The following is a 26458-nucleotide window of genomic DNA, read 5'->3' on the forward strand; positions in this document are numbered from 1 at the left end:
GTCCGTGGCTGCGGAGGCCGGCGCAGCACGGGGGGCCGGCGCGGATCGCGTCGCAGGCGCGGGCTGCGCAGCCGCGGCCGGCCGGGGCGTCGCGGCCGCACGGCCATCGCGGACCAGGTCGGGCGAAACCAGCAGCGGCGGCAGTCCGGCGGCAAGGACCGGGCCGGACATCAAGCACAGCAACAGGGGGATCAGACGCATGCGCGTATTCAGGGGCATGACAGGCTTCGCGGCTCGCGTCGCACGCAGGCTCGTCCCCTGGCGCACGACCGTGTTGATAAACTCGCGGATTGTACACGAACCCCGTGGAGAACCCGTTTGCAACGCCTCGAACAACTGCGCGCCTGGCTCGCTTCCACCCTGCCCGGCCAGGCCTTCGATCTCGCGCCGGCCTCGGCCGACGCCAGTTTCCGCCGCTACTTCCGCGCCACCTTTGCCGACGGCAGCCCCTCTCGCATCGTCATGGACGCCCCGCCCGAGAAGGAGGACCTGCGCCCCTGGCTGCACGTGGCCGAGCTCTTCCGCGTCGCCGGCGCCCATGTGCCCGAGGTGCTCGCCCAGGATCTCGGGCAGGGTTTCCTGCTGCTCTCCGACCTCGGCTCGACGACCTACCTGCAGGCGCTGAAGGTGCAGCCCGACGAACACCGCGCCGCCCACCTCTACGCCGACGCCCTCGGCTCATTGGCCGCAATCCAGTGCGCCAGCCGTCCGGGGGTGCTGCCGGAATACGATCGTGCGGTGCTGCTGCGCGAACTCCAGCTCTTCCCGGAGTGGTACGTCGCCCGCCACAAGGGTGTCACGCTGACCGCGGCCGAGACCGCGACGCTGAACGCGACGTTCGACAAGATCCTCGCGACCAACCTCGCCGAACCGCAGGTCTTCGTGCACCGCGACTATCATTCGCGCAACCTGATGCTGCTCGAGCCCGCCGCCGGCCTCGGCACCAACCCCGGCATCATCGACTTCCAGGACGCGGTCTACGGCCCGATCACCTACGACCTGGTGTCGCTATTCAAGGACGCCTACATCCGCTGGGACGAGGCCTTCATCCTCGACCTGCTGATCCGCTACTGGGAAACCGCGAAGAAGCTCGGCCTGCCGGTACGCGAGGAGTTCGCCGACTTCCACCGCGACTTCGAGTGGATGGGCGTGCAGCGTCACATCAAGGTGCTCGGCATCTTCGCCCGCCTCTACCACCGCGACGGCAAGGACGGCTACCTCGCCGACATGCCGCTGGTGATGGATTACCTGCGTCGCGCCTGCAAGCGCTACCGCGACCTCGGCCCGCTGCTGAAGCTGCTCGACCGCCTCGAGCCCGAAGACGTACAGGTCGGATACACCTTCTGATGACCTGCACCCGCGCAATGATCCTCGCCGCCGGTCGCGGCGAGCGCATGCGTCCGCTCACCGACCACACGCCCAAGCCGCTGCTACCCGTGGGCGGCAAGCCGCTGATCGTGTGGCACATCGAGCGCCTGCGCGCCGCCGGCTTCACCGAGCTCGTCATCAACCACGCTCACCTCGGCCACCGTCTCGAAGATGCGCTGGGCGATGGCTCGGCGTTCGGCGTCCGCATCGCCTGGTCCCCCGAAGCCACCGCGCTCGAGACAGCCGGGGGCATCCGGCATGCGCTGCCGCTGCTGGGCGAGGAGCCCTTCGTCGTCATCAATGGCGACGTCTTCTGCGATGCCGATTTCGCCGCTCTGCGCACCGCAGCCGAAAGCCTGAGCGCCGAAGGCCCCCTCGCCCACCTGCTGCTGGTCGACAACCCTGCGCACCACACCGAGGGCGACTTCCGCCTCGCCGCTGACGGTCACATCCACGCCGACGGTAATCCGCGCCTCACCTTCACGGGCCTCGGCGCCTACCACCCGGCTCTGTTCGCCGGCCTGGCCGACGACACGCCGGCCAGGCTCGCCCCCCTCCTGCGCGAAGCCATGAATGCCGGCAAGGTGACCGGCCAGCACCACACGGGTCGGTGGATCGACGTCGGCACCCCCGAGCGCCTGGCGGAAATCGATTGCCAACTCGCCCGCGCACGCTGAACCTCGCACCGGATAGCCCATCGAAGCGCAGAGGACACCGCGCCGGAACCCCTGCGCACGTCCGTCCCACTGCCAGTGCCATAATGCCGCCCATGAACACTCCCACGATTCCGAATCTGAAGACCGCCGTGGATGTCGCCCCCTTCCGCGCCCGCCGCGACCGCCTGCTCGCCCGCATGCAGGCCGCCGGCGGCGGCGTCGCGATCCTGCCGACCGCGCCCGAGCGCATCCGCAACCGCGACGCTCACTACCCGTACCGCCACGACAGCTATTTCTACTACCTCAGCGGCTTCCGCGAACCCGAGGCGGTCGTCGTGCTCGTCGCCGGCAAGGAAGCGAGGCAGATCCTCTTCTGTCGCGAGAAGAACGAGGAGCGCGAGATCTGGGACGGCTACCGCTACGGCCCCGAGGCCGCGCGCGAGGTCTTCGGCTTCGACGAGGCCTGGACCATCGGCGACCTCGACCGGCGCCTGCCGGACTATCTGGCCGATCAGCCCCTGCTGTGGTCGGGCCTGGGCTACGACAACGACTGGGACGCCAAGGTGCTGGGCGCGCTGAACGCCGTGCGCGACAAGGCGCGCACCGGCCTCACCCCACCGCACTCGGTGCGCGACCTGCGCGCCGAACTCGACGAGATGCGCCTCGTCAAGGACGCCTCCGAGCTCGCCACCATGCGCCGCGCCGCGCAGATCTCGGCCGACGCCCACTGCCGCGCGATGCGCGCCACCCGGCCAGGCCGCTTCGAGTACGAGATCGAGGCCGAACTGCTGCATGCCTTCCGCGCCGCGGGCAGCCAGGCGCCGGCCTACACCTCGATCGTCGCCGGCGGCGCCAACGCCTGCGTGCTGCACTACGTCGAGAACGACCAGCGCCTCCAGGACGGCGACCTGCTGCTGATCGACGCCGGCTGCGAGCTCGACGGCTACGCCTCGGACATCACCCGGACCTTCCCGGTCAGTGGCCGCTTCTCTGCCGCGCAGCGCGAGGTCTACGCGATCGTGCTCGCCGCACAGGCTGCCGCACGCGACGCGACCCGCCCCGGTGCACACTGGAACCAGCCGCACGAGGCCGCCGTCAAGGTGCTCGCCCAGGGCATGCTCGACCTCGGCCTGCTCAAGGGCAGCCTCGACGCCGTGCTGGAGAACGGCGACTACCGCCGCTTCTACATGCATCGCACCGGGCACTGGCTGGGCATGGACGTGCATGACGCCGGCGAGTACAAGCTCGGCGGCGACTGGCGGCCGCTCGTCGAAGGGATGGTGCTGACCATCGAGCCGGGTTGCTACATCCGCCCCGCCGACGACATCCCCGAGGCCTTCTGGAACATCGGCATCCGCATCGAGGACGACGCGGTCGTCACCGCCGACGGCTGCGAGCTGATCACCGAAGGCGTCCCCAAGGCGATCGACGACATCGAGGCGCTGATGCGCGAGGTGCGCCATGGCTGAGACGGCGCCGGAGCGCGTGCATGATCTGCTGATCGTCGGCGCCGGCCCGGTCGGTCTGGCGCTGGCGCTGGCACTCAAGGACGCGGGACTCGACATCGTGCTCGCCGACACCCGCCCGCGCGAGGCGGTGACGAAGGACCCGCGCGACCTCGCGCTCGCGCACGGCACCCGGCTGACGCTGCAGCGCCTCGGCGTGCGCGACACCCTGCCGACGACGGCGATCCGGCACATCCACATCTCGCATCAGGGCGGGCTCGGCCGCACGCTGATCGACGCTGCCGAACACGAGCTGCCGGCGCTCGGCTACGTCGCCTCCGTCGGCGCGCTCGCCGCCGCCCTGCGCGAAGCGGTCGACGCCGCCGGCATCCCGGTCCTGGACGAAACCGAGGTCACCAATCTGGCCGCGGGCGACGACGACGTAATCGCCAGCCTCGCCGGCCCGGGCAGGCCGGCAGGCACCTTGCGCGCCCGCCTCGCCGCCTGCGCTGAGGGCGGACTGCACGCCGGTGACGCCAACGTCGTCGAGCATGACTACGGCCAACATGCGCTGATCGCCGACGTGCAGGTTGCCGGTGGCCACCGCCATACGGCATTCGAGCGCTTCACGCCGCAAGGCCCGGTCGCCCTGCTGCCCAAGGGACAGGGTTACGCCCTGGTGCATGTCGCCCGGCCGGAGACGGCGGACGAGTTACTCGCCCTCGACGACACCGCCTACCTCGCCCGCCTGCAGGCGCACATCGGTGGCCGCGCGCGGCTCACCGGCGTCGGCCCGCGCCTGCGCTATCCGCTGGTGCTGCGCTACCGGCGCTCGACCATTGCCCCACGCACGGTCTGGCTGGGCAACGCCGCCCAGACCCTGCACCCGGTCGCCGGCCAGGGCTTCAACCTCGCGCTGCGCGATGTCTGGGCACTCGCCGAGACGCTGTTGCGCGCCCGTGACGACAGCGCGCGCGCGCCATCCGGCGCGACCAGCGCGGCCTTCGATGCCGGTGCGGCGCGCATCCTCGCCGCCTATGCCGACGCCCGCGGGCTCGACCGCCTCGGCACGATCCGCTTCACCGACACGCTGGTGCGGGTCTTCAGCACCGACTTCGCCCCGCTGCGTCACGCCCGCGGCGCCGCGCTGCTCGCGCTCGACCTGCTGCCGCCACTGCGCGGCTTCATCGCGCGGCGGATGATGTTCGGCGCACGCGCCTGGCCCTGAGCCCACCCGACGTTCGCCAATGCAAAAAGGCCTGCGACCCGTGACCGGGAGCAGGCCTTTCGCTTCAGGGGCGCCGCGATTGCGCGACGCGCGCCTGAGTGCGATCAGAACGCCGGCACCACCGCACCCTTGTACTTGTCGGCGATGAACTGCTTCACCTCCGGCGAGTTCAGCGCAGCGACCAGTTTCTTCATCGCCGGGCTATTGGCATTGTCCTCGCGCGCCACCAGCAGGTTGGCGTAGGGCGAGCTGGCATCCTCGATGAAGAGCGAATCCGTCAGCGGGTTCAGCTTGGCCTCGATCGCGTAGTTGGTGTTGATCACCGCCAGGTCGACCTGGTTGAGGATGCGCGGCAAGGTGGCGGCCTCGAGTTCGCGGATCTTGAGCTTCTTCGGGTTGCCGGCGATGTCCTTCTGGGTGGCCGAGATGTTGTTCAGGTCCTTCAGCGTGATCAGCCCGTTCTTGGCCATCAGCAGCAGCGCGCGGCCGGAGTTGGACGGGTCGTTCGGGATCGCCACGGTCGCGCCCTCGGGGATGTCGGCCACCGTCTTGTGCTTGCCCGAGTAGGCGCCGAGCGGCTCGACATGGACCTTGGCGACCACTGTCTGGATGTCGTTCTTCTGCTTCTTCTTGAACTCGTCGAGATAGGGCTGATGCAGGAAGAAGTTGCCATCCACGCGCTTCTCGTTGGTCTGCATCGAGGGCTGGACGTAGTCGGTGAACACCTTCACCTCCAGTTCCACGCCTTCCTTGGCCAGCATCGGCTTGACGAACTCGAGGATCTCGGCATGCGGCACCGGTGTGGCGGCGATGACCAGGCGGTCGGCGGCGACCGCGGCGGTGCCGGCGGTCAGGGCCAGGGTGCCGAGGGCGGCAGCGAAGAGTTTGCGCAGGGTAAACGACATCGTTGAAGTCTCCTTCGTGGGGATCACTTGCGGGTGAAATACAGCACCAGGCGGTCGCCCGAGTACTGGATGATCTGGACGAGCACGACCAGCAGGGCGACGGTGATCACCATCACCTCGGTCTGGAAGCGCTGATAGCCGAAACGGATCGCGAGGTCGCCGAGGCCACCGCCGCCGATCACGCCGGACATCGCAGCATAGGACATCAAGGTGATCGCCGTCACGGTGATCGCCGCGATCAGCCCGGGCAGCGCCTCCGGCAGCAGCGCGCCGAAGATGATGCGGTGGGTGCGGATGCCCATCGCCTGACAGGCTTCGATGACGCCGCGATCGACCTCGCGCAGCACGTTCTCGACCAGGCGCGCGAAGAAAGGCGCAGTGCCTACCACCAGCGGCGGGATGGCGCCTTCCACGCCGAGCGAGGTGCCGATCAGGATCACCGTGACCGGGATCATCACGATCAGCAGGATCAGGAAGGGCACCGAGCGCAGCACGTTGACCACGAACGACAGCACCGTATAGACAAAACCCTGCTCCAGCAGCTGGCGCTTGGCGGTGACGAACAACAGGATGCCCAGCGGCAGCCCGAGCAGGATGGTGAAGAACAGCGACACCCCGGTCATGACCAGGGTTTCCCAGGTCGCCAGCCAGATGTCGCTCCAGTCGATGACGGACAGGTCCATTACTGCAGCACCTCATGGTGGATCTGGTGGCGGTCGAGCTCGGCGAACACGCCCCGGATGTCGTCCTCGCTCCCCTCGAGCTCGAGCAGCAGCTGGCCGAAGGGCACATCCTTGATGCTCGACACCTCGCCCTGCAGGATCGTGATCTGCACCTTCGCCCCGGCCATGATGCGGCTCAGGATCGGCTGGTAGGTCACATCGCCGATGTAGGTCAGGCGCACCAGCGTGCCACGCAGCTTGTCGCTCATGTAGGCGTGCGCGGGGTCGAGGCTCGCCGCCGCGAGCGCGTCGCTCTGCGCCACCATGCTGCGCGTGACCGGATGCTGTGGATGCAGGAAGACGTCGGCCACCCTGCCCGACTCGACGATGCGCCCGCCGTCGATCACCGCGACGCGGTCGCAGATCGTGCGGATCACCTGCATCTCATGGGTGATCAGCACGATGGTCAGCCCCAACTGGCGGTTGATGTCGAGCAGCAGCTTGAGGATGGACTGCGTGGTCTCGGGATCGAGCGCCGAGGTCGCCTCGTCGCACAGCAGCAGCTGGGGGCGGTTGGCCAGCGCGCGCGCGATGCCGACGCGCTGCTTCTGCCCGCCCGAGAGTTGCGACGGATACTTGTGCCCATGCTCGGACAGGCCGACCAGCGCCAGCAACTCCTGCACCCGCGCGGCGCGTTCGGCGGCGTTGGTATGCCCGGTCGCCTTCAGCGGCCAGTCGATGTTGTCGGCGACCGTCTTGGCATTGAGCAGGTTGAAGTGCTGGAAGATCATGCCGACGCGGCGGCGCAGTGCGTAGAGGCCTTCGCTGTCGAGCGTGGTGATGTCCTCGCCCTCGACCAGCACGCGCCCCGCCGAGGGGCGCTCGAGCAGATTCAGGGTACGGATCAGCGTGCTCTTGCCGGCGCCGGATCGACCGATGATGCCGAACACCTCGCCGGCACCGATCTCGAGGTTGATGTCGGCGAGCGCCTCGACCTCGCGGCCGTCGGCGGCACGATACGTCTTGCGCAGGTTTTCGATGCGGATCACGGCGACCAGGTCCCGAACGGGAAAAAGGGTCGGGATTTTACCTGTGCACAGGATTCGGCACCATGCGTGCGCACAAGGCGCACGGCAGCTTCCTCCATGTCCGACTGCGCCGGCAGACGCCCGCCCGCAGCAGCGGGGTTGCACCGACGCAACGGCAAGCGCGCCCAAGCACTTGAGCGATGAGGTAAAATGCCGCCTTTTCCCTCGCCTGACCCGCCCATGCAGTTCGCCGGCTTCGCCTTGCGCAATAACCTTTTCGTCGCTCCCATGGCGGGCGTGACGGATCGTCCTTTCCGCCAGTTGTGCAAGAAACTGGGCGCCGGCGTGGCCGTGTCCGAGATGGTCACCTCCAACTCGCTGCTCTACGGCAGCGAGAAGACCCGCCGCCGCGCCGACCACACCGGCGAGGTCGATCCGATCTCGGTGCAGATCGCCGGCGCGGACCCGGCGATGATGGCCGAGGCCGCCCGGTACAACGCCGACAACGGCGCACAGATCATCGACATCAACATGGGCTGCCCGGCCAAGAAGGTGTGCAACGTGATGGCCGGCTCGGCGCTGATGCAGGACGAGCCGCTGGTCGCGCGCATCCTCGAGGCGGTGGTCAAGGCCGTGCCGGATACCCCGGTCACGCTCAAGTTCCGCACCGGCTGGAACCGCGCCAACAAGAACGCACCGACGATCGCCCGCATCGCCGAGGAATCCGGCATCCGCGCCATCGCCATCCATGGCCGCACCCGCGCCGACCAGTACATGGGCGAAGCGGAGTACGACACCATCGCCCACGTCAAGACGCAGGTGAAGATCCCGGTGATCGCCAACGGCGACATCACCAGCCCGCAGAAAGCCAAGCACGTGCTCGACTACACCGGCGCCGACGGCGTCATGATCGGCCGCGCCGCGCAGGGCCGGCCGTGGATCTTCCGCGAGATCGAGCACTACCTCGCCACCGGCGAGCTGATGCCGCCGCCGCTGGTCAGCGAGATCCATCAGGTCTGCCGCGAGCACCTCGCCGACCTTTACGGCTTCTATGGCGACGAGCGCGGCGTGAAGATCGCGCGCAAGCACATCTCCTGGTACACCAAGGGTCTGGTGGGCTCGGCGGCCTTCCGCCGCGCGATGAACCAGATTCCCGACATTCCCTCCCAGCTCGCCGCGGTGGACGAATTCTTCGGCCTGCTCGCAGAGGCCGACGCCCGCCTGAGCTACGAGACGGACCCGCAAGCCGAATGCCCGCAGGAACTCGCAGCATGACCAGCCGCAGCAACGAGATCGCGGACGCCGTCGTCCGCACGCTGGACCAGTACTTCCGCGACCTCGACGGCGAGAAGCCCGCCGCCATCCACGACATGGTGATCCGCAACGTCGAGCGCCCGATGCTGCAGTTCGTCCTCGAGCAGGCCAAGGGCAACCAGACCGTCGCAGCCGAAATGCTGGGCATCAACCGCAACACGCTGCGTCGCAAACTGACCGACTACGAACTGCTGTAAGAAAACCGGCGTTGCGGCCGTCTCGTGCCGCGCGCGTGCAATTCCTGCACTTCATGCACCTCGCAGTCCAAGACTTTTCCGCTCCCCCTTCAAACTTGCTTCCGGTCCCACGATGAACGTCACCCAAGCCCTGATCAGTGTTTCCGACAAACGCGGCGTGCTCGATTTCGCGCGCGAACTCGCCAGCCTTGGCATCAAGCTGCTGTCGACCGGCGGCACTGCCAGCCTGCTGCGCGAAGCCGGCCTGCCGGTGACGGACGTCTCCGAGCACACGGGCTTCCCCGAGATGCTCGACGGCCGCGTCAAGACCCTGCATCCGAAGGTGCATGGCGGCATCCTCGCTCGTCGTGACCTCGCCGAGCACATGGACACGATCGCCGCACACGACATCGGCCGCATCGACCTGGTGGTGGTGAACCTCTACCCCTTCCAGCAGACCGTAGCCAAGCCCGACTGCACGCTGGAAGACGCGATCGAGAACATCGACATCGGCGGCCCGACCATGGTGCGCGCCGCGGCCAAGAACCACGGCAACGAGGACGGCGGCGTCGGCATCGTCACCGACCCCGACGACTACAACGGCATCGTCGCCGAGCTCAAGTCCAACGCCGGCAAGCTCAGCCACAGGACCCGCTTCGCGCTGGCAGTGAAGGCCTTCACCCACACCGCGCGCTACGACTCGGCAATCTCCAACTACCTCACCGCGCTGGTCACCAACGAGGCCGGCGACGTGTCGCTGCAGACCTACCCCGAGCGCCTTCAGCTCGCCTTCGACAAGGTTCAGGATCTGCGCTACGGCGAGAACCCGCACCAGACCGCCGCCTTCTACCGCCAGCCCGGCGCAGCCGAGGGCGGCGTCGCCGGCTACACCCAGCGGCAGGGCAAGGAGCTGTCGTACAACAACATCGCCGACGCCGATGCGGCATGGGAATGCGTCAAGGCCTTCGACGGCCCGGCCGCGGCCTGCGTCATCGTCAAGCACGCCAACCCCTGTGGCGTGGCCCTCGGCGCCACCCCGCTGGAAGCCTACAAGAAGGCCTTCTCCACCGACCCGACCTCGGCCTTCGGCGGCATCATCGCCTTCAACGGCGAAGTCGACCGCGCCGCGGCCGAGGCCGTCTCCGCCCAGTTCCTCGAAGTGCTGATCGCGCCCGCCTACACCGCCGAAGCACTCGAGCTGCTGCGCGCCAAGCAGAACGTGCGCGTGCTCACCTGTGCGCTCGGCCAGCCCGCCGGTGCCTTCGACTACAAGCGCGTGGGCGGCGGCCTGCTGGTGCAGAGCGCCGACGAGGCCCGCATCCAGATCGCCGACCTCAAGGTCGTCACCAAGCGTGCGCCGACGGAAGCCGAGCTGCGTGACATGCTGTTCGCCTGGCGCGTGGCGAAGTACGTCAAGTCGAACGCCATCGTGTATTGCAAGGACGGCATGACCATCGGCGTCGGCGCCGGTCAGATGAGCCGTGTCGACTCGGCCCGCATCGCCAAGATCAAGGCCGAGAACGCCGGCCTGCAGATCGCCGGCTGCGTGGTCGCCTCGGATGCCTTCTTCCCGTTCCGCGACGGCCTCGACGTGCTCGCCCAGGCGGGCGCCACCGCGGTGATCCAGCCCGGCGGCTCGATGCGCGACGCCGAGGTGATCGCCGCCGCCGACGAACAGAACATCGCCATGGTGTTCACCGGCTTCCGCCATTTCCGCCACTAAGCATCGTCCCCGCAGAAACACGGAGCGCCTCATGAAAGTCCTCGTCATCGGTTCCGGCGGCCGCGAACACGCGCTGGCCTGGAAGCTCGCCCAGTCGCCCAAGGTCACCCGCGTGCTGGTCGCACCGGGCAACCCCGGCACCGCGCGCGAGCCCAAGCTGCACAACGTCGCCGTCACCGCGGTGTCCGACCTGGTCGAACTCGCCCGCCACGAGCAGGTCGGGTTCACCGTGGTCGGCCCCGAGGCGCCGCTCGCGGCCGGCGTGGTCGATGCCTTCCGCGCCGCCGGCCTGCCGATCTTCGGCCCGACCAAGGCCGCCGCCCAGCTCGAAAGCTCGAAGGACTTCGCCAAGCAGTTCCTGGTCCGCCACAACATCCCGACCGCCAAGTACCGCACCTTCTCCGACGCAGCGGCCGCGCACGCCTACATCGACGCCGAAGGCGCGCCGATCGTCATCAAGGCCGATGGCCTCGCCGCCGGCAAGGGCGTGGTCGTGGCCATGAGCGCCGACGAGGCGCACGCCGCGATCGACATGATGCTGCTCGACAACAGGATGGGCGATGCAGGCGCGCGCGTCGTCGTCGAGGAGTTCATGGAAGGCGAGGAAGCCAGCTTCATCGTCATGGCCGACGGCCGCCATGCGATGGCCCTGGCGACGAGCCAGGACCACAAGCGCCTGAAGGACGGCGACGAAGGCCCCAACACCGGCGGCATGGGTGCTTACTCGCCCGCCCCGGTGGTGACGCCCGACGTGCATGCGCGCGTGATGCGCGAGATCATCAACCCCACGCTGGCCGGCATGGCCGCCGACGGCCTGCCCTACACCGGCTTCCTGTATGCAGGCCTGATGATCGACGGCGAAGGCAAGCCGCGCGTGGTCGAATTCAACTGCCGCATGGGCGATCCGGAAACGCAGCCGATCATGATGCGGCTCAAGACCGACCTCGCCGACCTCGTCGAGGCAGCGATCGCGGGCAAGCTGGACCAGACCGAAGCCGAATGGGATCGCCGTTTCGCCCTCGGCGTGGTGCTCGCCGCCGCGGGCTACCCCGACAGCCCGCGCAAGGGTGACGTCATCACCGGCCTGCCCGGCGGCGAGCTGGAGGATGCACACGTCTTCCATGCCGGCACCGCCGAACAGGACGGTCAGATCCTTACCGCAGGGGGCCGCGTGCTGTGCGTCACCGCCCTCGGCGACAACGTGCGCACCGCACAGAAGCGCGCCTACGAGGTGGCTGACGGCATCAGCTTCGACGGTCGCCAGTATCGCCGCGACATCGGTCATCGCGCGCTCTCGCGCAAGAGCTGACCCCTCCGCACCGCAGACGGCGGTCGACCGCGGATGTCCGCATGCGCTGACATCCGCCACCTTCACGACTATCCTATCGCTGCGCACGCATAGGGCGCGCGCATCCCGAGTGATCAGTCATGGAGACACCGATGTCCGTCAGATTCGAGATTACGAAGAACGAAAAGGGCGAGTTCCACTTCAAGCTGCTCAACGGCGACGCCAAGACGCTGCTGCGTAGCGAGGGTTACAACGCCAAGACGAGTTGCACGAACGGTGTCGAGTCGGTACGCAAGAACGCGGCCGACGACAAACGCTATGACCTGAAGACGGCCTCGGACGGTCGCCCCTACTTCAACCTCAAGGCGAGCAACGGCCAGGTCATCGGCACCAGCCCGATGTTCGCCGATGCTGCTGCCTGCGAAGCGGCGGTCGCCGCGACCAAGGCCGGCGCCGCCGACGCACCGGTCGATGACAAGAGCTGATCCACGATGAATCCTGCCACCGTCAAACCCTGGTTCACCGATTTGCAACAACGCATCGTCAGCCGTCTCGAGGCCTTCGATGGCGTGGCCTTCAAGGCGGACGGCTGGGAGCGACCAGGAGGCGGTGGCGGGCTCACCCGCGTCATCGAGGACGGCAACTTCTTCGAACGCGGCGGCGTCAATTTCTCGCACGTAATGGGCGACGGCATGCCGGCGTCCGCCACCGCGCACCGCCCGGAACTCGCCGGCCGGCGGTTCGAGGCCATGGGCGTGTCCCTGGTACTGCACCCGCGCAACCCCTATTGCCCGACGGTGCACATGAACGTGCGCTGCTTCGTCGCGATTGCCGAAGGCAAGCCGCCCGTATGGTGGTTCGGCGGCGGCATGGACCTGACGCCCTACTACCCGTTCGAAGAGGATGTGCGCCACTTCCACGCCACCTGCAAGGCCGCCGTAGTGCCGTTCGGCGGCGAAGCGGAATATGCGCGCCTGAAGGACTGGTGCGACCGCTACTTCTTCCTCAAGCACCGCAACGAGCCGCGCGGCGTCGGCGGGCTGTTCTTCGACGATCTCGGTGCCGACGGCAAGACGGACTACAGCACTGCCTTCGGCCTGACGCAGTCGGTGGGTAACGCCTTTCTCGACGCCTATCTGCCGATCATCGAACGCCGCCGGGACACCCCCTACGGCGAACGCGAACGCGACTTCCAGGCCTACCGGCGCGGGCGCTACGTCGAGTTCAACCTCGTGTTCGACCGTGGCACGCTGTTCGGCCTGCAGTCGGGCGGGCGCACCGAGTCGATCCTGATGTCGATGCCGCCGATCGTGAAGTGGCGCTACGACTGGCACCCCGAGCCCGGTTCGCCCGAAGCCCGGCTCTACGACGAATACCTGAAGCCACGCGACTGGACCTGAGGCCTCGACTCGAACCCGGGCGCTGTCGCCTCGAACGCGCGCGCCGCGACAGGCGCGCCCGCCCGAGCAAAACTCGGCTGTTTTACGCCGGCAACAATGCCACCGCGGTCTTCTGCTTGCCGGCCACCATTTCGGCCGCCGCACGATACTGCCCCTGGGCTGCGTCGGTGCGCTCCAGCTTCTCCAGCAGATGGGCAAGCGCAAGGTGGGCGTCGACCGTCGCCCCATGCTGGACCGAGGCCTCCAGGTAGCTCTGCGCCTTGCCCCAGAGTTGCGCGTTCAGGCAGAGCTGCCCCAGCGCGTACAGCAGGCCGGCATCGCGCGGCTGCTGCGGCAGCCAACTCTCGGCCTTCTGCAGACAGGCGCGCACATCGCCTTCGGTCGCCGCACAGTACGCGTACTGGCGCGCCAGCCCCGAGTCCCAGCGCTCGTCGAGCAGGCGCTCGACCTGTTTGCGGGCAAGCTCACCCCGCCCGACCGCGGCAAGCAGCGGCAACACGCGCTCGATCAGCCCCCGGTCCTGCAGCTCAACGGAAGGGATGTCTTTCCAGTACGCGGCCAGCGCATCACCGTCGCCCGCCAGCTCGCGCATGCGTTCGACATGACCGCGGCGCAACATGGGCGCGGCCTGCTCGTCGGTCAATGCCTTGTGCTTGCGCAGCTGGCGCACCGTCTGCACCAGCTCTTCCCATCGACCCAGGGCCGAGGCCACCTGCGCCTCCAGACGCAGCATGGCGATGTGACGATTTCCGCCCGCGCGCAGCGTGGCCAGCTTGGCCGCGGCCTCGTCAAACTGGCGGGCCTCGATGGCGAGTTCGGCCTCGGTCATCAGCCGCGCCACCTCACCCTGCGCACCGTGCTCGGCCGCATGTCCAAGCCATTCCCGGTACCGCGGTTCGTCCTGCAACGCATGTGCCGCACGGGCCGCGATCAGTGCGGCCATCGACGAGCCCTCGCCCGTCTCGTAAGCGCGCGAAGCCGATTTCAGCGACTGCGAGAAGCGCCCTTCGAACAGCGCATTGATCGAATCGTTCAACGCACGACCAGCCCGTGCGCGACGGCGGCGTTCCCGCCATTGCGCCACCCGACCGGGCAGCTGCAGGGTGCGGCTGATGATGCGGATCAGCGCATATGCGAGCGCAAACCCCACGACGACAATGACGACGAGCAGGTTGAGCGACAACTGCACGCGCCATGGCGGCGCCACCAGCAGCACGTAGCCATCGTTGAGCCCGGCTACCATGGCCACGCCGACGGCCAGGGCGAAAATGCCGATCAGCCAGATCAGGGTACGCATCGTGACCCCCTCAACGCGCTGGCGCGCGATTTGCGCCGGCGGGGATTTGTTCCGTCGTGGGCACGCTCGGCTCGGCACGCGGAATCGCCGGCTGAAGCGGGCGCTCCGGACGCACCTGCATGGTCCGCAGCGCAGCAAAACTCTCGGTCAGCGTCGGCAGCTCGGTGCGAATCGAAACCGACTCAAGCTCCCGCAATTCCTGCAGCGCCATCTGCACGCGCTCGTCACGACGGTCGAAGAAGCGCTCGATCCACACCCTGGCCTGAGCCAGGTCGGCGGAATAGGTGCGCCCATCCCGCGCAAGCAATGCAAGGCGGGCCGTGAGCAGGCGGATCTTCAGGTTCTCGCGCAGGAAAGTGTTCTGCGCCGGCGCCAGCAGCACCGGATCGTCCTGATCCAGCCGCTCCATGCGCACCAGCCCGCGAACCTCGTGCCACACGTCGCCAATCAGCTCGCGCGCATAGCCGAGCGCCTTCGTCGTCCACGCATCGGTCGTCGCGTCAGTCTGAGCCTTCGCTGCCGGCGTCTCGACCACCGTCGCCGAGAGCTGGCCTTCGAATGCGAGCGGCATGGCGTCTGCGCGTTCCAGCAGCCGCTCGAGCCGCAGGCCAAGCCCGGGCACATCGATGACCGGCTGCAGCTTCAGCGTCTCGATGTCGCGCGCAAGCGCCCGCCGCAAGCTCGCGTACTGTCCGCGGTCATGCGCCGCAAGACGTGCATCCGCCTGCTGCAGGGCAATCAGGGCGGCCTCGAGGTTGCCCGCCAGCTGCAGCTGCTGGGCGGCGAGCGCAACCGCCTGCTCGACTTCCGCCACCACGCTGTCCTCGCGCGAACGCGAGAACTCCTGATACATCGCTTCCAGCGCCGAAGCCTGACCTTCGGTCGCCTCCACCTTTGCCTCGAGCGCGCCGAGCTTGCCCTGCATCGAGGCGATGGTCTCCTGCTGCTGGCGCACGATGCCCCGCGCCTCGGTGGCAACGCTCTCGCCTTCGGCAAGCCGGCTGGCAAGCGTCTCGCGCAACTGCACCGCCTGTTCATGGGTATCGCGTGCCTGCCAGGCAGCCCATGCCGCGGCGCAACAGGCTAGCAGCGCAACAAGCAAAGCCCACCAGGCCACGGTCTGGCGTGTCGGCGCGGAAGGCGCGGCGTTCCCGGTCGATCGTTCGGGCATGTCATCGTCCTTGCGGGAAGCTTGGGCCGCGCCCGGCGGCTGAGTCAGTGCGGGGGTTTCGTCGTTCATGGCCAGAGTTTAACCAAAGTGCCTCGTCAATGCCTGCAGCAGTCCTTCGTCACCGGCCGGCGTCTCGATGACCACGGCGAAGCCTGCCTCACGCGCTTCCGCGGCGATGCGCGCATGGGACGCAAACACCGGCACCGCCTGCAGCACACGCAAGTCCTCGGCACCGAACATGCTGCACAGATTACGTACGCCCTCGCTGCTGGTGAGCAACAAGCCGTCGAGTTTGCCGTGTGCGGCAGGCTGCAGCAGGATCGCGGGGTCGAGCTTCGGGCAGTAGCGCCGGTAACAGGTGACATATTCCACGTGCGCGCCGCGTTCGCGCAAGGTGTCGCGAATCAGGTCGCGTCCACCATCGCCACGGAAGATCAGCACCTTGCGGCCACGGATCGCCCCGGCGGAAAACTCGGGCAAGGCCAGCACCGATTCGCTGTCGAAACCGTCCTGCGGCACCACCGGGTCGCGAAAGCCGCGTTCCAGCAGCACCCGCTCGCTCCCCTTGCCCACCGTCGCCACGCGCAAGCCGGCAGGCCAGGCCCGACGTGCAAGGACGAACTCTAGCGCATGGTGTATCGCATTGGGGCTGACGAAGAAGGCCAGGTCGAACTCGTCCAGGCGCGGCACGATCGCCTCCAGCTGCGCGGGATCGGGAGCCGGTGCAATGGCCAGCACCGGAAAGCGGATCGCCGTTCCGCCCGCCGCCTCGATGCGGCGGCACAGGCTGCCGGCCTGCTCCAGCGGCCGTGTCACGGCCAGCGTGCGCCCTGCGAGGGGGCGGGACTCGCCGTGGGCGGCCGCCAGGTTATCGATGTGCATGCCGGATGCGGGTGCGCCGCTCAGCCGAGGTCGGCGAGGATCGCCTCTGCCCCCTGCGCCCGCAGGTCTTCAGCCAGCGCTCGGCCCAGGGCCTCGGCCTCGGCCGGCGAGCCCTCGCGTTCAGCGCGCACGATCTCGCTGCCATCCGGTCTGGCCACGAAGCCGCGCAACCAGACCCTGCCTTCGCGGATCAGCGCATAGGCACCGAGCGGCACCTCGCAGCTGCCGGCGAGCGCGCGCGCCACGGCGCGTTCGGCCAGCACGCAGGCGGTGGTGTCGGCGTGGACCAAGGGCTGGAGCCAGCCGATCACGTCCTTGCGCGCGGCCAGGCATTCGATGCCGAGCGCGCCCTGCCCGGCTGCCGGCAGCGACACTTCGGCCGGCATCACCGAGCGAATGCGTTCGCCCAGGCCCAGACGGGTCAAACCCGCAGCGGCGAGGATGATGGCGTCGTACTGGCCTTCGTCGAGCTTGCGCAGGCGGGTATCGAGGTTGCCGCGCAAGCTGGTCACGCCGAGGAAGGGATACTGGGCATGGATCTGGGATTCGCGGCGCAGCGAGGAGGTGCCCACCACCGCTCCCGGCGGCATGTCGGCGAGGCTCTCGTAACGGCTGGAGACGAAGGCGTCGAGCGGTACCTCGCGCTCGGTGATGCAGGGCAGCACGAAATCCTCGCCCATCACCATCGGCACGTCCTTCATCGAATGCACGGCGATGTCGGCACGGCCGTCGAGCAGTGCGGTCTCGAGCTCCTTGACGAACAGCCCCTTGCCACCCACCTTTGCCAGCGGCCGGTCGAGGATCTGGTCGCCACGGGTGGTCATGCCGAGCAGCTCGACGCGGCAGCCGGGATACAATCCCTCGAGGCGAGCCTTGATGTGCTCGGCCTGCCAGAGGGCGAGGCGGCTTTCACGGGTGGCGATGACGATGCGCTCGGGGTTCGCTTGGCTCACGATTGGGATCACTCAAGTACAGGATTCGACCATGCCGGGGAGGCTCGACTTTCGCCGCACCGCAGCATCAGGGTTCGCACCAATGGTGCGCAGGATGGCCGCGATTCTAGCATGCGTGCCGATCGCACTTTCGGCGGCACCGCCGGCCCTGCCCAAGGCAAGCGACCTCGCACGCGATGCGGCAACCATGCGCAGCGAGCGCATGCCGATGGTGGTGCTGTACAGTCAGGCCGGCTGCAGTTATTGCGAAACCGCGCGCAGTTACCTGGTGCCGATGTCGGCCCCCGAGGCCCAGGGCCGACGTGCCCTGTTCCGTCAGATCGACATCGACTCGGATGCCGCGCTGGTGGATTTCACGGGCACCCGGTCAACGCACCGGGCCGTGGCAAGGACGCAGAAGGCACGCTTCACGCCGACCGTCCGCGTGTTCGACGCCGACGGCCGCGCCGTGGGTGACGATATCGTCGGCATGCGGCTCGAGGATTTCTACGGCCAGTATGTCGAGAACGCGATCGACGAGGCGCGCAGCCGCATGGGCGCCACCGACTGAATATTCCGCCAGGTCCCCGATGGGCGCCTGCGGCCCACCAACCTCACTGCCCCATTCGAGATGACCCAGGACAAAGACGCGCCGCTGCGCGAAGACATCCGCCTGCTCGGGCGCCTGCTCGGCGACACCGTGCGCGACCAGCAGGGCGCCGCCGCCTTCGAGCTGATCGAGCGCATCCGCCAGAACTCCGTGCGCTTTCGCCGCGACGACGACATCGCCGCGCGGCGCGAGCTCGAGGACATGCTCGATGCGCTGTCGCGCGACCAGACCATCCAGGTCGTGCGCGCCTTCAGCTACTTCTCGCACCTGGCCAACATCGCCGAGGACCAGCACCACATCCGCCGCTCGCGCGCGCACCTGATCGCAGGCTCCGCCCCGCGCGAAGGCAGCCTCGCCCATGCGCTCGAGGCGGCGCTCGCCAGCGGCACGACCGACGCCGCCGGGCTGGTCGAGTTCTTCGACACCGCCCGCGTCTCGCCGGTGCTCACCGCCCACCCCACCGAGGTGCAGCGCAAGAGCATCCTCAACTGCGAGACGGTGATCGCCCGCCTGCTCGACGAGCGCGACCGCATGCAGCTCACCCCGGAGGAATCCGAGGCCAACCTCGAGGCGCTGCGCCGCGCGGTGCTCACGCTGTGGCAGACACGCATCCTGCGCACGGCCAAGCTGTCGGTGATCGACGAGGTCAACAACGGCCTGTCCTACTTCGACACCACCTTCCTGCGCGAGCTGCCCCGCCTCTACGCCAGTCTGGAGGACCGTCTCGCCACCGCCGCGCCGGGCCTGACCGGCACCGAGCTGGCCAACTTCCTGCAGGTCGGCAGCTGGATCGGCGGCGACCGCGACGGCAACCCCTTCGTCACCGCCGAGGTGCTCGACAAGGCGCTGGCGATGCACGCCGCAGTGGCGCTCGAGTACTACCTCAACGAGTTGCACACGCTGGGCTCGCAGCTGTCGATGAGCCACGGCTTCGTGAGCGCCTCGGACGCGCTGCTGACGCTGGCCGAGCGCTCGGGCGACCACTCCCCGCACCGCAGCGACGAGCCCTACCGCCGCGCGGTGTCCGGCCTCTACGCCCGGCTGGCCGCCACCTACCGCGAACTGCTCGGCCACGAGCCCGCACGCCACGCCGTCGCCCGCGCCGAACCCTATGCCGATGCGGCCGCGCTGTCCGAGGATCTCGACACCCTGCACCGCTCGCTGGTGGCCAACGGTTCTGCCGCGCTCAGCCGCGGGCGGCTGCGCCAGCTGCGTCGCGCGGTGAAGGTGTTCGGCTTTCATCTGGCACCGATCGACCTGCGCCAGAACTCGGACGTGCATGAGCGGGTGGTCGCCGAACTGCTCGAGACCGCCCGCCCCGGCACCGACTACCGCGCCCAGGACGAAACCGGCCGCTGCGCGCTGCTGCTCGAGGAACTGGCCACCGCACGCCCGCTCGCCTCACCCCACGTGCGCTACTCGGACGAGACCGAAGGTGAGCTGGCGATCTTCCGCACGGCGCGCCGCGCACACCAGCGCTACGGCCGCGCCGCCATCCGCCACTGCATCATCTCCAAGACCGACGACGTCTCCGACCTGCTCGAGCTGGCGGTGCTGCTGAAGGAAGCCGGCCTGCTGCGCCCGCTGGAGAACGCGCTCGACGTCGACATCGTGCCGCTGTTCGAGACCATCGGCGACCTGGAGAACGCCGCCGGGGTCATGGAGCGCCTGTTCTCGCTGCCCATCTACCGGAACCTGCTGGCCGCCCGCGACCAGACCCAGGAGGTGATGCTGGGCTACTCGGACAGCAACAAGGACGGCGGCTTCCTGACCTCGGGCTGGGCGCTGTACAAGGCCGAGGGCGAGCTGGTGGCGACCTTCGCGCGCCACGGCGTGCGCCTGCGGCTCTTTCACGGTCGCGGCGGCTCGGTGGGCCGCGGCGGCGGGCCGAGCTACCAGGCCATCCTCGCCCAGCCCGACGGGGCGGTGCAGGGCCAGATCCGCCTCACCGAACAGGGCGAAGTGATCGGCGCCAAGTACGGCAACCCGGAAGTGGGCCGGCGCAACCTGGAGGTGCTGGTCGCGGCCACGCTCGAGACCAGCCTGCGCCCGGCCGGGGCCGAGCCCACGCCGCCCGCGTTCATGGACGCGATGCAGACGCTGTCGGACGCGGCCTTCACCGCCTACCGCGGCCTGGTGTACGACACCGAGGGCTTCGAGCGCTACTTCTGGGAATCCACGGTGATCAGCGAGATCGCCGCGCTCAACATCGGCAGCCGCCCCGCCTCGCGCAAGAAGAGCACCGCGATCGAGGACCTGCGCGCGATCCCCTGGGTCTTCAGCTGGTCGCAGTGCCGGGTGATGCTGCCGGGCTGGTACGGCTTTGGCAGCGCAGTGCAGGCCTTCCTCGCCCGGCATCCGCAGGACGGCCTGGCGCTGCTGCAGCGCATGCACCGCGAGTGGTCCTTCTTCGCCACGCTGCTGTCGAACATGGACATGGTGCTCGCCAAGAGCGACCTCGCGATCGCCAGCCGCTACGCCGACCTGGTCAAGGACGTGGCGCTGCGCGAGGCGATCTTCGGGCGCATCCGCGCCGAACACCAGGCCACGGTCGAGGCGCTGCTGCAGATCACCGGCCAGCGCGAACTGCTCGAGGCCAACCCGCTGCTCAAGCGCTCGATCCGCAACCGCTTCCCCTACCTCGATCCGCTCAACCACGTGCAGGTCGAGCTGCTGCGCCGTCACCGCGAGCACGGCGACGACCCGCGGATCCGCAACGGCATCCACATCTCGATCAACGGCATAGCCGCGGGATTGCGCAACAGCGGCTGATCAGAGGCCGAGCGCCTGCCTCACCACCGGCCATTGCCGGCGGCTGACCGGCAGGCGCTCGTCCACGCTCCTCAGCAGCACCTCCCAGCGGCCCTCGCTGTCGCCTTCACCGACACGCACGACCCCCTGCACCGCGTCGCGCGCCACCAGGCAGTTGCGATGCACGCGCAGCAGGCGCTGCGGGAACTCCTGCTCCAGTTGCACCAGCGACTCGTCGAGCAGGTAGTCGCGCTCGGCCGTACGCGCGGTCACGTACTTCAGCTCGGCCCTCAGGTAGAGAACATCGGCCACCGGCAGCAGCAGGATGCGTCCGCGCTCGCTGACACTGAAGTGCCGGCGCTCGCCTGGCGCCAGCGCGGCGAGATCAGGCGCTGGCGCGGGCCGACGCGCGCGCAGCTTCTCCAGCGCCGCAGCGAGCCGCTCCGCGCGCACCGGCTTCAGCAGGTAATCCACCGCCGCCAGCTCGAAGGCCTCGACGGCATACTGGTCGTAAGCCGTCACGAAGATCACTGCGGGGGGTGACGACAGGCGCGGCAGATGACGCGCGAGTTCGACACCGTCCATGCCCGGCATGCGGATGTCGGCCAGCACCACGTCTGCCGGCTGCAGTTCGAGCAGGCGCAAGGCCTCGACCCCATTGGCAGCCAGGCCGACGACCATCGTCGGCTGGGCGTCGGCGATATCGCTCAGCAGGTCGCGCAGCCGGCTGCGCGCAGGCCCCTCGTCGTCGACGATGAGCACGCGCAGGACATCATTCGGGGGTGAGATCGTCATCCCTTGGCACTCCGGAAAGGCAGGCGGATGCGCACGCGATAGCGCCCATCGGCGCAGTCGATGTCGAGTCCCGCCTCGAGGTCGAAGAACAGTGTCAGGCGTTCGCGGATGTTGTCGAGCGCCATGCGGTTGCCGCTGTGATGGCGTCCGGCATCGCAGACCGGGTTGTCCACCTCGACGCGCAGGCTGTCGCCCTGCCGGGCGACACGAACCACGACTTCGCCCGGACCGGTCGAGGGTTCGATGCCGTGATACACGGCGTTCTCGAGCAGGGGTTGCAGCAACAGCGCCGGCACTCGCGCCTGCAACAGGGCGGCGTGTTCGACCGACCCGGCAAGCGGCATCTCCCAGCGCACGCTCAGGCGGTCACCCAGCCTGAGGCGCTCGAGGTCGATGTAGCGCTCGCACAATACAAGCTCGTCACCCAGCGGCACCAGCTCACGATTCTCCTGCATCAGCGCGCGGAACAGGTCCGCCAGTTCCTCCAGTGCGCGTTCGGCGCGGCGCGGATCGGAACGGATCACGCCCAGCACGCCATTCAGGCTGTTGAACAGGAAATGCGGCCGGATGCGCGCCGTCAGCGCCTGCAATCGCGCCTCGGCCAGCGCCGGTGAAAACCGCCGGCTGCGATACTCGAAATACATCAGGCACAAGGCCGTCGCCGCCAGCGCCCAGACGAGGTGGCGGAACAGGCTGTCGCCCCCGCCCAGCAACGGGTAACTCAGCACCACGGCCAGGACCACGACGCCCACCAGCACCCCGGTCGCCGCACGCGGCGGCAGGGACGCGAGGCGCGGCGATACGAGATAGAGCATCAGCACCGCGAGCAGCAGGGGGAACTCGACGCGGCCGGCCATCAGCGTCAGCTCGGCTGCAAAGCGCGGGCCTTCGTCCACCCGGATCAGCACGGTGACGAGAGCGAACAGATTCACGGCCAGCAACAGCCGCAGAATCACACCGAGGTTGCGAAAGTCGGGCATGGCACCAGCGCCGAGCGGCATGGTCTTTTGCTTTATACTTTTCATCGTTTCTTCCTGCCGCGACGGCGGCGGAGCCCCTCATGCCAGGCCAGCCGGACCCGGCCAGCCGACATCTTCTTCCGACACGCATTATGACAGACACCACGACGCCGGCCGCTGGCGGCAACGAACCCGCCAAGGCCTGGTCCGGCCGTTTCACCGAACCCGTTTCCGACCTCGTCAAGCGCTACACCGCCTCGGTCTTCTTCGACCAGCGCATGGCGCGCCAGGACATCCGCGGTTCGCTCGCGCACGCAAAGATGCTCGCGCGCCAAGGCATCATCGGCGCAGCCGACCTTGCCGACATCGAGCGCGGCATGGCCCAGATCCTGGGCGAGATCGAGCGCGGCGAATTCAGCTGGAACCTCGACGACGAGGACGTCCATCTCAACATTGAGAAGCGCCTCACCGCGCTGGTGGGTGACGCGGGCAAGCGCCTGCACACCGGCCGCAGCCGCAACGACCAGGTGGCGACCGACATCCGCCTGTGGCTGCGCGACGCGATCGACCAGATCCTCGAGCTGATCCGCGCGTTCCAGCACAACCTGCTGGACGTCGCCGAGGCCAACGCCGACACCCCGATGCCCGGCTTCACCCACCTGCAGGTCGCCCAGCCGGTCACCTTCGGCCACCACCTGATGGCCTACTACGAAATGAGCCGGCGCGACGCCGAACGCTTCGCGGATTGCCGCCGCCGCGTCAACCGTCTGCCGCTGGGCTCGGCCGCGCTGGCCGGCACCAGCTATCCGATCGACCGCGAGTTCGTGGCGGCGGAGCTGGGCTTCGACGAGGTCTGCTACAACTCGCTCGATGCCGTCAGCGACCGCGACTTCGCCATCGAGTTCTGCGCCGCCAGCGCGCTGCTGATGACCCACCTGTCGCGCCTGTCGGAAGAGCTGATCCTGTGGATGAGCCCGCGCGTGGGCTTCATCGACCTCGCCGACCGCTTCTGCACCGGCAGTTCGATCATGCCGCAGAAGAAGAACCCGGACGTGCCCGAGCTGGTGCGCGGCAAGACCGGTCGCGTCAATGGCAGTCTGATCGCCCTGCTGACCCTGATGAAGGGCCAGCCGCTGGCCTACAACAAGGACAACCAGGAAGACAAGGAACCGCTGTTCGACACCGCGGACACCGTCATCGACACGCTGCGCATCTACGCCGACATGGTGACCGGCATCCGGGTCAAGGCCGATGCGATGCGCGGTGCGCTGACGCAGGGCTACGCCACCGCCACCGATCTCGCCGACTACCTGGTCAAGAAGGGCCTGCCCTTCCGCGACGCGCACGAGGCAGTCGCGCTGGCGGTGCGGGCGGCAGACGTCAAGGGCTGCGACCTGCCGCAGTTCTCCCTGGACGAACTTCGCATCGCGATGGCGCATGTGCCGGGCGCAGCGGAGCGGCTCGGCGACGACATCTTCGCCGTGCTGACGGTCGAGGGCTCGCTCGCCTCGCGCCGCCACATCGGCGGCACCGCACCCGAACAGGTGCGCGCCGCGATCGTGCGTGCGCGCCAGCAGATCGCCTGACGGGCCCCGCCATGGCGGCGGAACGGATCGGCAAGTACGAGGTTCGCCGCCAGCTCGGCGCAGGGGCCACCAGTGTCGTCTATCTGGCCTGGGACCCCTTCAACCTGCGCGAAGTGGCCATCAAGCAGCTGCGCCCCGAGATCCTGCGTGACCGGGAGCGCGGCCGGCTGCATCGTCAGCTGTTCCTGAACGAAGCCGCCTTCTCCGGGCGGCTGCACCATCCGCATATCGTGCAGACCCACGACGCAGTGGTGGACGATCACAACGCCTACGTGGTCATGGACTACGTCCCGGGTGGCACGCTCGAACGACTGACACGCCCAAGCTCGCTCGCGGCCTTCGAACGCGTGATCGAGATCATCTTCAAGGCCAGCCGGGCACTGGACTACGCCTTTCACCAGGGCATCACGCATCGCGACATCAAGCCGGCCAACATCCTGCTGATGACCCCCGAAGGTAGCGACATCCGCGTCTCCGACTTCGGCGCCGCCCTGCACACCGCCCAGGAAACCACGCAGATCGCCGGCGTCGGTTCGCCGGCCTACATGTCGCCGCAGCAGGTGCGTGAAGTGCCGCTCGACCATCGCACCGACATCTACTCGCTCGGCGTGGTCATGTTCGAGCTGCTGACCGGGCGCCTGCCGTTCGAGAGCGACAACAACTACACCCTGCTCTACCGCATCGCCAACGACACCCCGCCCAAGCCCTCCGAGCTGCGCCCGGAAGTGCCCGAGGCCCTCGACACCATCGTGCGACGTGCCACCGAACGCGACGTCGAACACCGCTACCAGAGCTGGGCCGAGTTCTCGCACGACCTCGCCCTCGCCTTCCGCAACCACAGCGTCGAGATCACGCGCGGTTCGATACCGGACACCGAGAAGTTCGAAGCCCTGCGCACGATGCACTTCTTCCGTGAGTTCGCCGATGCCGAACTGTGGGAGGTCATCGGCCTGAGCCAGTTCGGCCGCGTCCAGCCCGGCACCCTGATCATGCGCGAGGACGAAGGCGGCGACTCCTTCAGCTTCATCCTCGAGGGCGAGGCCCACGTCAAGCGCCGCGGCCACCTGCTCAACATCCTGACGGCAGGCGAGTGCTTTGGCGAAGTCGCCGTCTTCTCCGCGGCTGGGGGCGTGCGGTCCGCATCAGTGGAGGCCGCCACCGAAGTCAGCCTCATCACGATTCGCGCCCACGCACTACGCCGCGCCAGCGACACCTGCCGCATGCGCCTCTACAAGGCCTTCCTCGAAGTCCTGGCGACCCGCCTGTCACTCGCCACTGCCCGCATCAGCAACCTATGAGCCACCCTGCGCTTCCGCTCATCGAGCACGCCATTCGTCAGCGCGTCGGGAACCAGTTCAGCATCCGCGACATCGCCCCCGTCAGCGGCGGATGCATCCACGAAGCCGTCGTCGTCACGGGTCACTGCGAACGCTTCTTCGTCAAGCTGGGCAATGCCGCACGACTGCCGATGTTCGAAGCCGAAGTCGACGGGCTGCTCGCGCTCGCCGCAGCGGACGGCTTCCGCACGCCAACCCCGATCGCCTGTGGCGCTGACGACGCACACGCCTTCCTCGTGCTGGAGCACCTTACGCTCCGGCCTCTTCACTCGGCCGACGAGGGCGGACGCTTCGCCGACGCCCTCGTCCGGTTGCACCGCACGCGCGGCGCGCACTTTGGCTGGCGCCGCGACAACTTCATCGGCAGCACGCCGCAGCGCAACACGCCGGCGGACAACTGGGCGCGGTTCTTCGTCGAACACCGACTTCGCCCCCAGTTCGCGCTCGCCCGTCAGCATGGCTTCAGCGGCGAGCTCCAGAAACAGGGCGAGCGCCTGTTCGAGCGCGTACCCGCCCTCTTCCTCGACTATCGCCCGACCGAGAGCCTGCTGCATGGCGACCTGTGGCACGGGAACGCAGCCGTCCTCGAGGATGGCACACCCGCGATCTTCGACCCTGCGGTTCATTACGGCGACCGCGAATCCGATCTGGCGATGAGCGAGCTTTTCGGCGGCTTCCCGGGCAGCTTCTACGCCGAGTACCGCAAGGCGTGGCCGATGCAGGACGATTACGAAAAGAGAAAACTGCTATACAGCCTGTATCACATACTTAATCACATGAACCTGTTCGGGCGAGGCTGTCTGCGGGAGGCGACGCGGTTGGCGACACGACTGAATGAGGAATTGGGGCGGCGACCGGCTTGAGGCCGTGACGGCAAAGCAGCAAAAGGACTGTCGGATAATCTTACAGTCGCATGCCAAAGGAACAATCTGCCGCAGAAAAACC

25 protein-coding genes are annotated in these 26458 nt (G+C 68.2%); 15 read left to right on the forward strand and 10 right to left on the reverse strand.

Translation table 11 applies throughout. From position 1 onward, the window contains the following. Positions 1–201 (reverse strand): hypothetical protein (locus C664_RS21020; protein ID WP_232435110.1); only part of this gene is annotated, 201 nt, incomplete at its 3' end. Positions 202–318: 117 nt separating this feature from the next. Between C664_RS21020 and C664_RS14350 the strand changes: the two genes are divergently transcribed. The 4 genes from C664_RS14350 (at position 319) to C664_RS14365 (ending at position 4697) form a co-directional block, all read left to right on the forward strand. Next, the gene (locus tag C664_RS14350; RefSeq protein ID WP_004262671.1) at positions 319–1347 is read left to right on the forward strand and encodes an aminoglycoside phosphotransferase family protein; all 1029 of its coding nucleotides are present in this window, start codon (positions 319–321) and stop codon (positions 1345–1347) included. Between the two features lie 17 nt (positions 1348–1364). Continuing rightward, a complete protein-coding gene (murU, locus tag C664_RS14355; RefSeq protein ID WP_038011978.1) occupies positions 1365–2045 on the forward strand; it encodes an N-acetylmuramate alpha-1-phosphate uridylyltransferase MurU in 681 nt (226 codons plus the stop codon). A gap of 92 nt (positions 2046–2137) precedes the next feature. Beyond that, positions 2138–3493 carry an aminopeptidase P N-terminal domain-containing protein gene (locus C664_RS14360; RefSeq protein WP_004262679.1) on the forward strand — a complete coding sequence of 452 codons (1356 nt, stop codon included), beginning with the start codon at positions 2138–2140 and terminating at the stop codon, positions 3491–3493. Continuing rightward, positions 3486–4697 carry an FAD-dependent monooxygenase gene (locus C664_RS14365; protein WP_004262683.1) on the forward strand — a complete coding sequence of 404 codons (1212 nt, stop codon included), beginning with the start codon at positions 3486–3488 and terminating at the stop codon, positions 4695–4697. The genes C664_RS14360 and C664_RS14365 overlap by 8 nt, the downstream gene beginning before the upstream one ends. Positions 4698–4801: 104 nt before the next feature. Here the strand turns inward: C664_RS14365 and C664_RS14370 are convergent, their stop codons facing one another. From C664_RS14370 to C664_RS14380, 3 genes are read right to left on the reverse strand one after another with little or no spacing between them, the layout of a single operon-like run. Further along, the gene (locus tag C664_RS14370) at positions 4802–5602 is read right to left on the reverse strand and encodes a MetQ/NlpA family ABC transporter substrate-binding protein (protein ID WP_004262687.1); all 801 of its coding nucleotides are present in this window, start codon (positions 5600–5602) and stop codon (positions 4802–4804) included. Positions 5603–5625: 23 nt separating this feature from the next. After that, a complete protein-coding gene (locus C664_RS14375; protein WP_004262690.1) occupies positions 5626–6285 on the reverse strand; it encodes a methionine ABC transporter permease in 660 nt (219 codons plus the stop codon). Continuing rightward, positions 6285–7313 (reverse strand): methionine ABC transporter ATP-binding protein, encoded by a 1029-nt coding sequence (locus C664_RS14380; protein WP_004262694.1) that lies wholly within the window; start codon positions 7311–7313, stop codon positions 6285–6287. Before C664_RS14380 ends, C664_RS14375 begins: the two co-directional genes overlap by 1 nt. Positions 7314–7532: 219 nt before the next feature. Between C664_RS14380 and dusB the strand changes: the two genes are divergently transcribed. The 6 genes from dusB (at position 7533) to hemF (ending at position 13193) form a co-directional block, all read left to right on the forward strand. Next, positions 7533–8567 (forward strand): tRNA dihydrouridine synthase DusB, encoded by a 1035-nt coding sequence (gene dusB / locus C664_RS14385; RefSeq protein ID WP_004262698.1) that lies wholly within the window; start codon positions 7533–7535, stop codon positions 8565–8567. Further along, positions 8564–8803, forward strand: a complete 240-nt coding sequence (locus C664_RS14390; RefSeq protein ID WP_004262710.1) for a helix-turn-helix domain-containing protein — start codon at positions 8564–8566, stop codon at positions 8801–8803. Before dusB ends, C664_RS14390 begins: the two co-directional genes overlap by 4 nt. A gap of 112 nt (positions 8804–8915) precedes the next feature. Further along, a complete protein-coding gene (gene purH / locus C664_RS14395; RefSeq protein ID WP_004262715.1) occupies positions 8916–10505 on the forward strand; it encodes a bifunctional phosphoribosylaminoimidazolecarboxamide formyltransferase/IMP cyclohydrolase in 1590 nt (529 codons plus the stop codon). Positions 10506–10536: 31 nt separating this feature from the next. Further along, positions 10537–11814, forward strand: a complete 1278-nt coding sequence (gene purD, locus C664_RS14400; protein ID WP_004262718.1) for a phosphoribosylamine--glycine ligase — start codon at positions 10537–10539, stop codon at positions 11812–11814. 131 nt (positions 11815–11945) lie between these two features. Continuing rightward, entirely contained in the window at positions 11946–12278 is a 333-nt protein-coding gene (locus tag C664_RS14405) for a YegP family protein (RefSeq protein ID WP_038011962.1), read from the forward strand. Positions 12279–12284: 6 nt separating this feature from the next. After that, the gene (hemF, locus tag C664_RS14410) at positions 12285–13193 is read left to right on the forward strand and encodes an oxygen-dependent coproporphyrinogen oxidase (RefSeq protein ID WP_004262722.1); all 909 of its coding nucleotides are present in this window, start codon (positions 12285–12287) and stop codon (positions 13191–13193) included. An 82-nt stretch (positions 13194–13275) separates the two neighbouring features. On the opposite strand, the gene C664_RS14415 is transcribed toward hemF, so the two are convergent. Genes C664_RS14415 through hemC form a run of 4 tightly spaced genes read right to left on the reverse strand, consistent with a single transcriptional unit; the run spans position 13276 to position 17496 of the window. Next, positions 13276–14490, reverse strand: a complete 1215-nt coding sequence (locus C664_RS14415; RefSeq protein ID WP_004262725.1) for a heme biosynthesis HemY N-terminal domain-containing protein — start codon at positions 14488–14490, stop codon at positions 13276–13278. Positions 14491–14500: 10 nt separating this feature from the next. Next, positions 14501–15730 (reverse strand): uroporphyrinogen-III C-methyltransferase, encoded by a 1230-nt coding sequence (locus C664_RS14420; protein ID WP_004262726.1) that lies wholly within the window; start codon positions 15728–15730, stop codon positions 14501–14503. 9 nt (positions 15731–15739) lie between these two features. After that, on the reverse strand, positions 15740–16543 hold the full coding sequence (locus tag C664_RS14425; protein WP_004262728.1) for a uroporphyrinogen-III synthase: 804 nt from the start codon (positions 16541–16543) through the stop codon (positions 15740–15742). A 20-nt stretch (positions 16544–16563) separates the two neighbouring features. Further along, a complete protein-coding gene (gene hemC / locus C664_RS14430; RefSeq protein ID WP_038011964.1) occupies positions 16564–17496 on the reverse strand; it encodes a hydroxymethylbilane synthase in 933 nt (310 codons plus the stop codon). A gap of 94 nt (positions 17497–17590) precedes the next feature. On the opposite strand from hemC, the gene C664_RS14435 reads away from it, so the two are divergent. Both C664_RS14435 and ppc read left to right on the forward strand, forming a co-directional pair. Continuing rightward, a complete protein-coding gene (locus C664_RS14435) occupies positions 17591–18046 on the forward strand; it encodes a thioredoxin fold domain-containing protein (protein ID WP_156480694.1) in 456 nt (151 codons plus the stop codon). A gap of 60 nt (positions 18047–18106) precedes the next feature. Next, on the forward strand, positions 18107–20857 hold the full coding sequence (ppc, locus tag C664_RS14440) for a phosphoenolpyruvate carboxylase (RefSeq protein WP_004262735.1): 2751 nt from the start codon (positions 18107–18109) through the stop codon (positions 20855–20857). On the opposite strand, the gene C664_RS14445 is transcribed toward ppc, so the two are convergent. Together C664_RS14445 and C664_RS14450 are read right to left on the reverse strand one after the other, a co-directional pair. Next, positions 20858–21631, reverse strand: coding sequence for a LytR/AlgR family response regulator transcription factor (locus C664_RS14445; protein WP_004262737.1), 774 nt, complete (start codon positions 21629–21631; stop codon positions 20858–20860). Next, a complete protein-coding gene (locus tag C664_RS14450; RefSeq protein ID WP_038011966.1) occupies positions 21628–22656 on the reverse strand; it encodes a sensor histidine kinase in 1029 nt (342 codons plus the stop codon). The genes C664_RS14445 and C664_RS14450 overlap by 4 nt, the downstream gene beginning before the upstream one ends. A gap of 86 nt (positions 22657–22742) precedes the next feature. Between C664_RS14450 and argH the strand changes: the two genes are divergently transcribed. From argH to C664_RS14465, 3 genes are read left to right on the forward strand one after another with little or no spacing between them, the layout of a single operon-like run. Beyond that, a complete protein-coding gene (argH, locus tag C664_RS14455) occupies positions 22743–24176 on the forward strand; it encodes an argininosuccinate lyase (protein ID WP_004262742.1) in 1434 nt (477 codons plus the stop codon). A gap of 11 nt (positions 24177–24187) precedes the next feature. Beyond that, complete coding sequence (locus tag C664_RS14460) at positions 24188–25474, forward strand: serine/threonine protein kinase (protein ID WP_004262743.1); 1287 nt, start codon at positions 24188–24190, stop codon at positions 25472–25474. Then, positions 25471–26376: a fructosamine kinase family protein gene (locus tag C664_RS14465; RefSeq protein WP_004262754.1), complete on the forward strand. Its 906-nt coding sequence runs from the start codon at positions 25471–25473 to the stop codon at positions 26374–26376. The genes C664_RS14460 and C664_RS14465 overlap by 4 nt, the downstream gene beginning before the upstream one ends. The last annotated feature ends 82 nt before the right edge of the window (positions 26377–26458 follow it).

Source organism: Thauera sp. 63 (genome assembly GCF_000310165.2).
Classification (GTDB): domain Bacteria; phylum Pseudomonadota; class Gammaproteobacteria; order Burkholderiales; family Rhodocyclaceae; genus Thauera; species Thauera humireducens.

Bases quoted from the DNA above. Each gene is read 5' to 3' on its own strand.
- C664_RS14415 (WP_004262725.1), bottom strand. From the start codon at position 14,490: ATGCGTACCCTGATCTGGCTGATCGGCATTTTCGCCCTGGCCGTCGGC.
- hemF (WP_004262722.1), top strand. From the start codon at position 12,285: ATGAATCCTGCCACCGTCAAACCCTGGTTCACCGATTTGCAACAACGC.
- C664_RS14390 (WP_004262710.1), top strand. From the start codon at position 8,564: ATGACCAGCCGCAGCAACGAGATCGCGGACGCCGTCGTCCGCACGCTG.
- C664_RS14360 (WP_004262679.1), top strand. From the start codon at position 2,138: ATGAACACTCCCACGATTCCGAATCTGAAGACCGCCGTGGATGTCGCC.
- C664_RS14445 (WP_004262737.1), bottom strand. From the start codon at position 21,631: ATGACGATCTCACCCCCGAATGATGTCCTGCGCGTGCTCATCGTCGAC.
- C664_RS14425 (WP_004262728.1), bottom strand. From the start codon at position 16,543: ATGCACATCGATAACCTGGCGGCCGCCCACGGCGAGTCCCGCCCCCTC.
- C664_RS14460 (WP_004262743.1), top strand. From the start codon at position 24,188: ATGGCGGCGGAACGGATCGGCAAGTACGAGGTTCGCCGCCAGCTCGGC.
- C664_RS14450 (WP_038011966.1), bottom strand. From the start codon at position 22,656: ATGAAAAGTATAAAGCAAAAGACCATGCCGCTCGGCGCTGGTGCCATG.
- C664_RS14465 (WP_004262754.1), top strand. From the start codon at position 25,471: ATGAGCCACCCTGCGCTTCCGCTCATCGAGCACGCCATTCGTCAGCGC.
- C664_RS14405 (WP_038011962.1), top strand. From the start codon at position 11,946: ATGTCCGTCAGATTCGAGATTACGAAGAACGAAAAGGGCGAGTTCCAC.
- purD (WP_004262718.1), top strand. From the start codon at position 10,537: ATGAAAGTCCTCGTCATCGGTTCCGGCGGCCGCGAACACGCGCTGGCC.
- C664_RS14370 (WP_004262687.1), bottom strand. From the start codon at position 5,602: ATGTCGTTTACCCTGCGCAAACTCTTCGCTGCCGCCCTCGGCACCCTG.
- C664_RS14420 (WP_004262726.1), bottom strand. From the start codon at position 15,730: ATGAACGACGAAACCCCCGCACTGACTCAGCCGCCGGGCGCGGCCCAA.
- murU (WP_038011978.1), top strand. From the start codon at position 1,365: ATGATCCTCGCCGCCGGTCGCGGCGAGCGCATGCGTCCGCTCACCGAC.
- argH (WP_004262742.1), top strand. From the start codon at position 22,743: ATGACAGACACCACGACGCCGGCCGCTGGCGGCAACGAACCCGCCAAG.
- ppc (WP_004262735.1), top strand. From the start codon at position 18,107: ATGACCCAGGACAAAGACGCGCCGCTGCGCGAAGACATCCGCCTGCTC.
- C664_RS14365 (WP_004262683.1), top strand. From the start codon at position 3,486: ATGGCTGAGACGGCGCCGGAGCGCGTGCATGATCTGCTGATCGTCGGC.
- C664_RS14435 (WP_156480694.1), top strand. From the start codon at position 17,591: ATGGCCGCGATTCTAGCATGCGTGCCGATCGCACTTTCGGCGGCACCG.
- dusB (WP_004262698.1), top strand. From the start codon at position 7,533: ATGCAGTTCGCCGGCTTCGCCTTGCGCAATAACCTTTTCGTCGCTCCC.
- C664_RS14375 (WP_004262690.1), bottom strand. From the start codon at position 6,285: ATGGACCTGTCCGTCATCGACTGGAGCGACATCTGGCTGGCGACCTGG.
- purH (WP_004262715.1), top strand. From the start codon at position 8,916: ATGAACGTCACCCAAGCCCTGATCAGTGTTTCCGACAAACGCGGCGTG.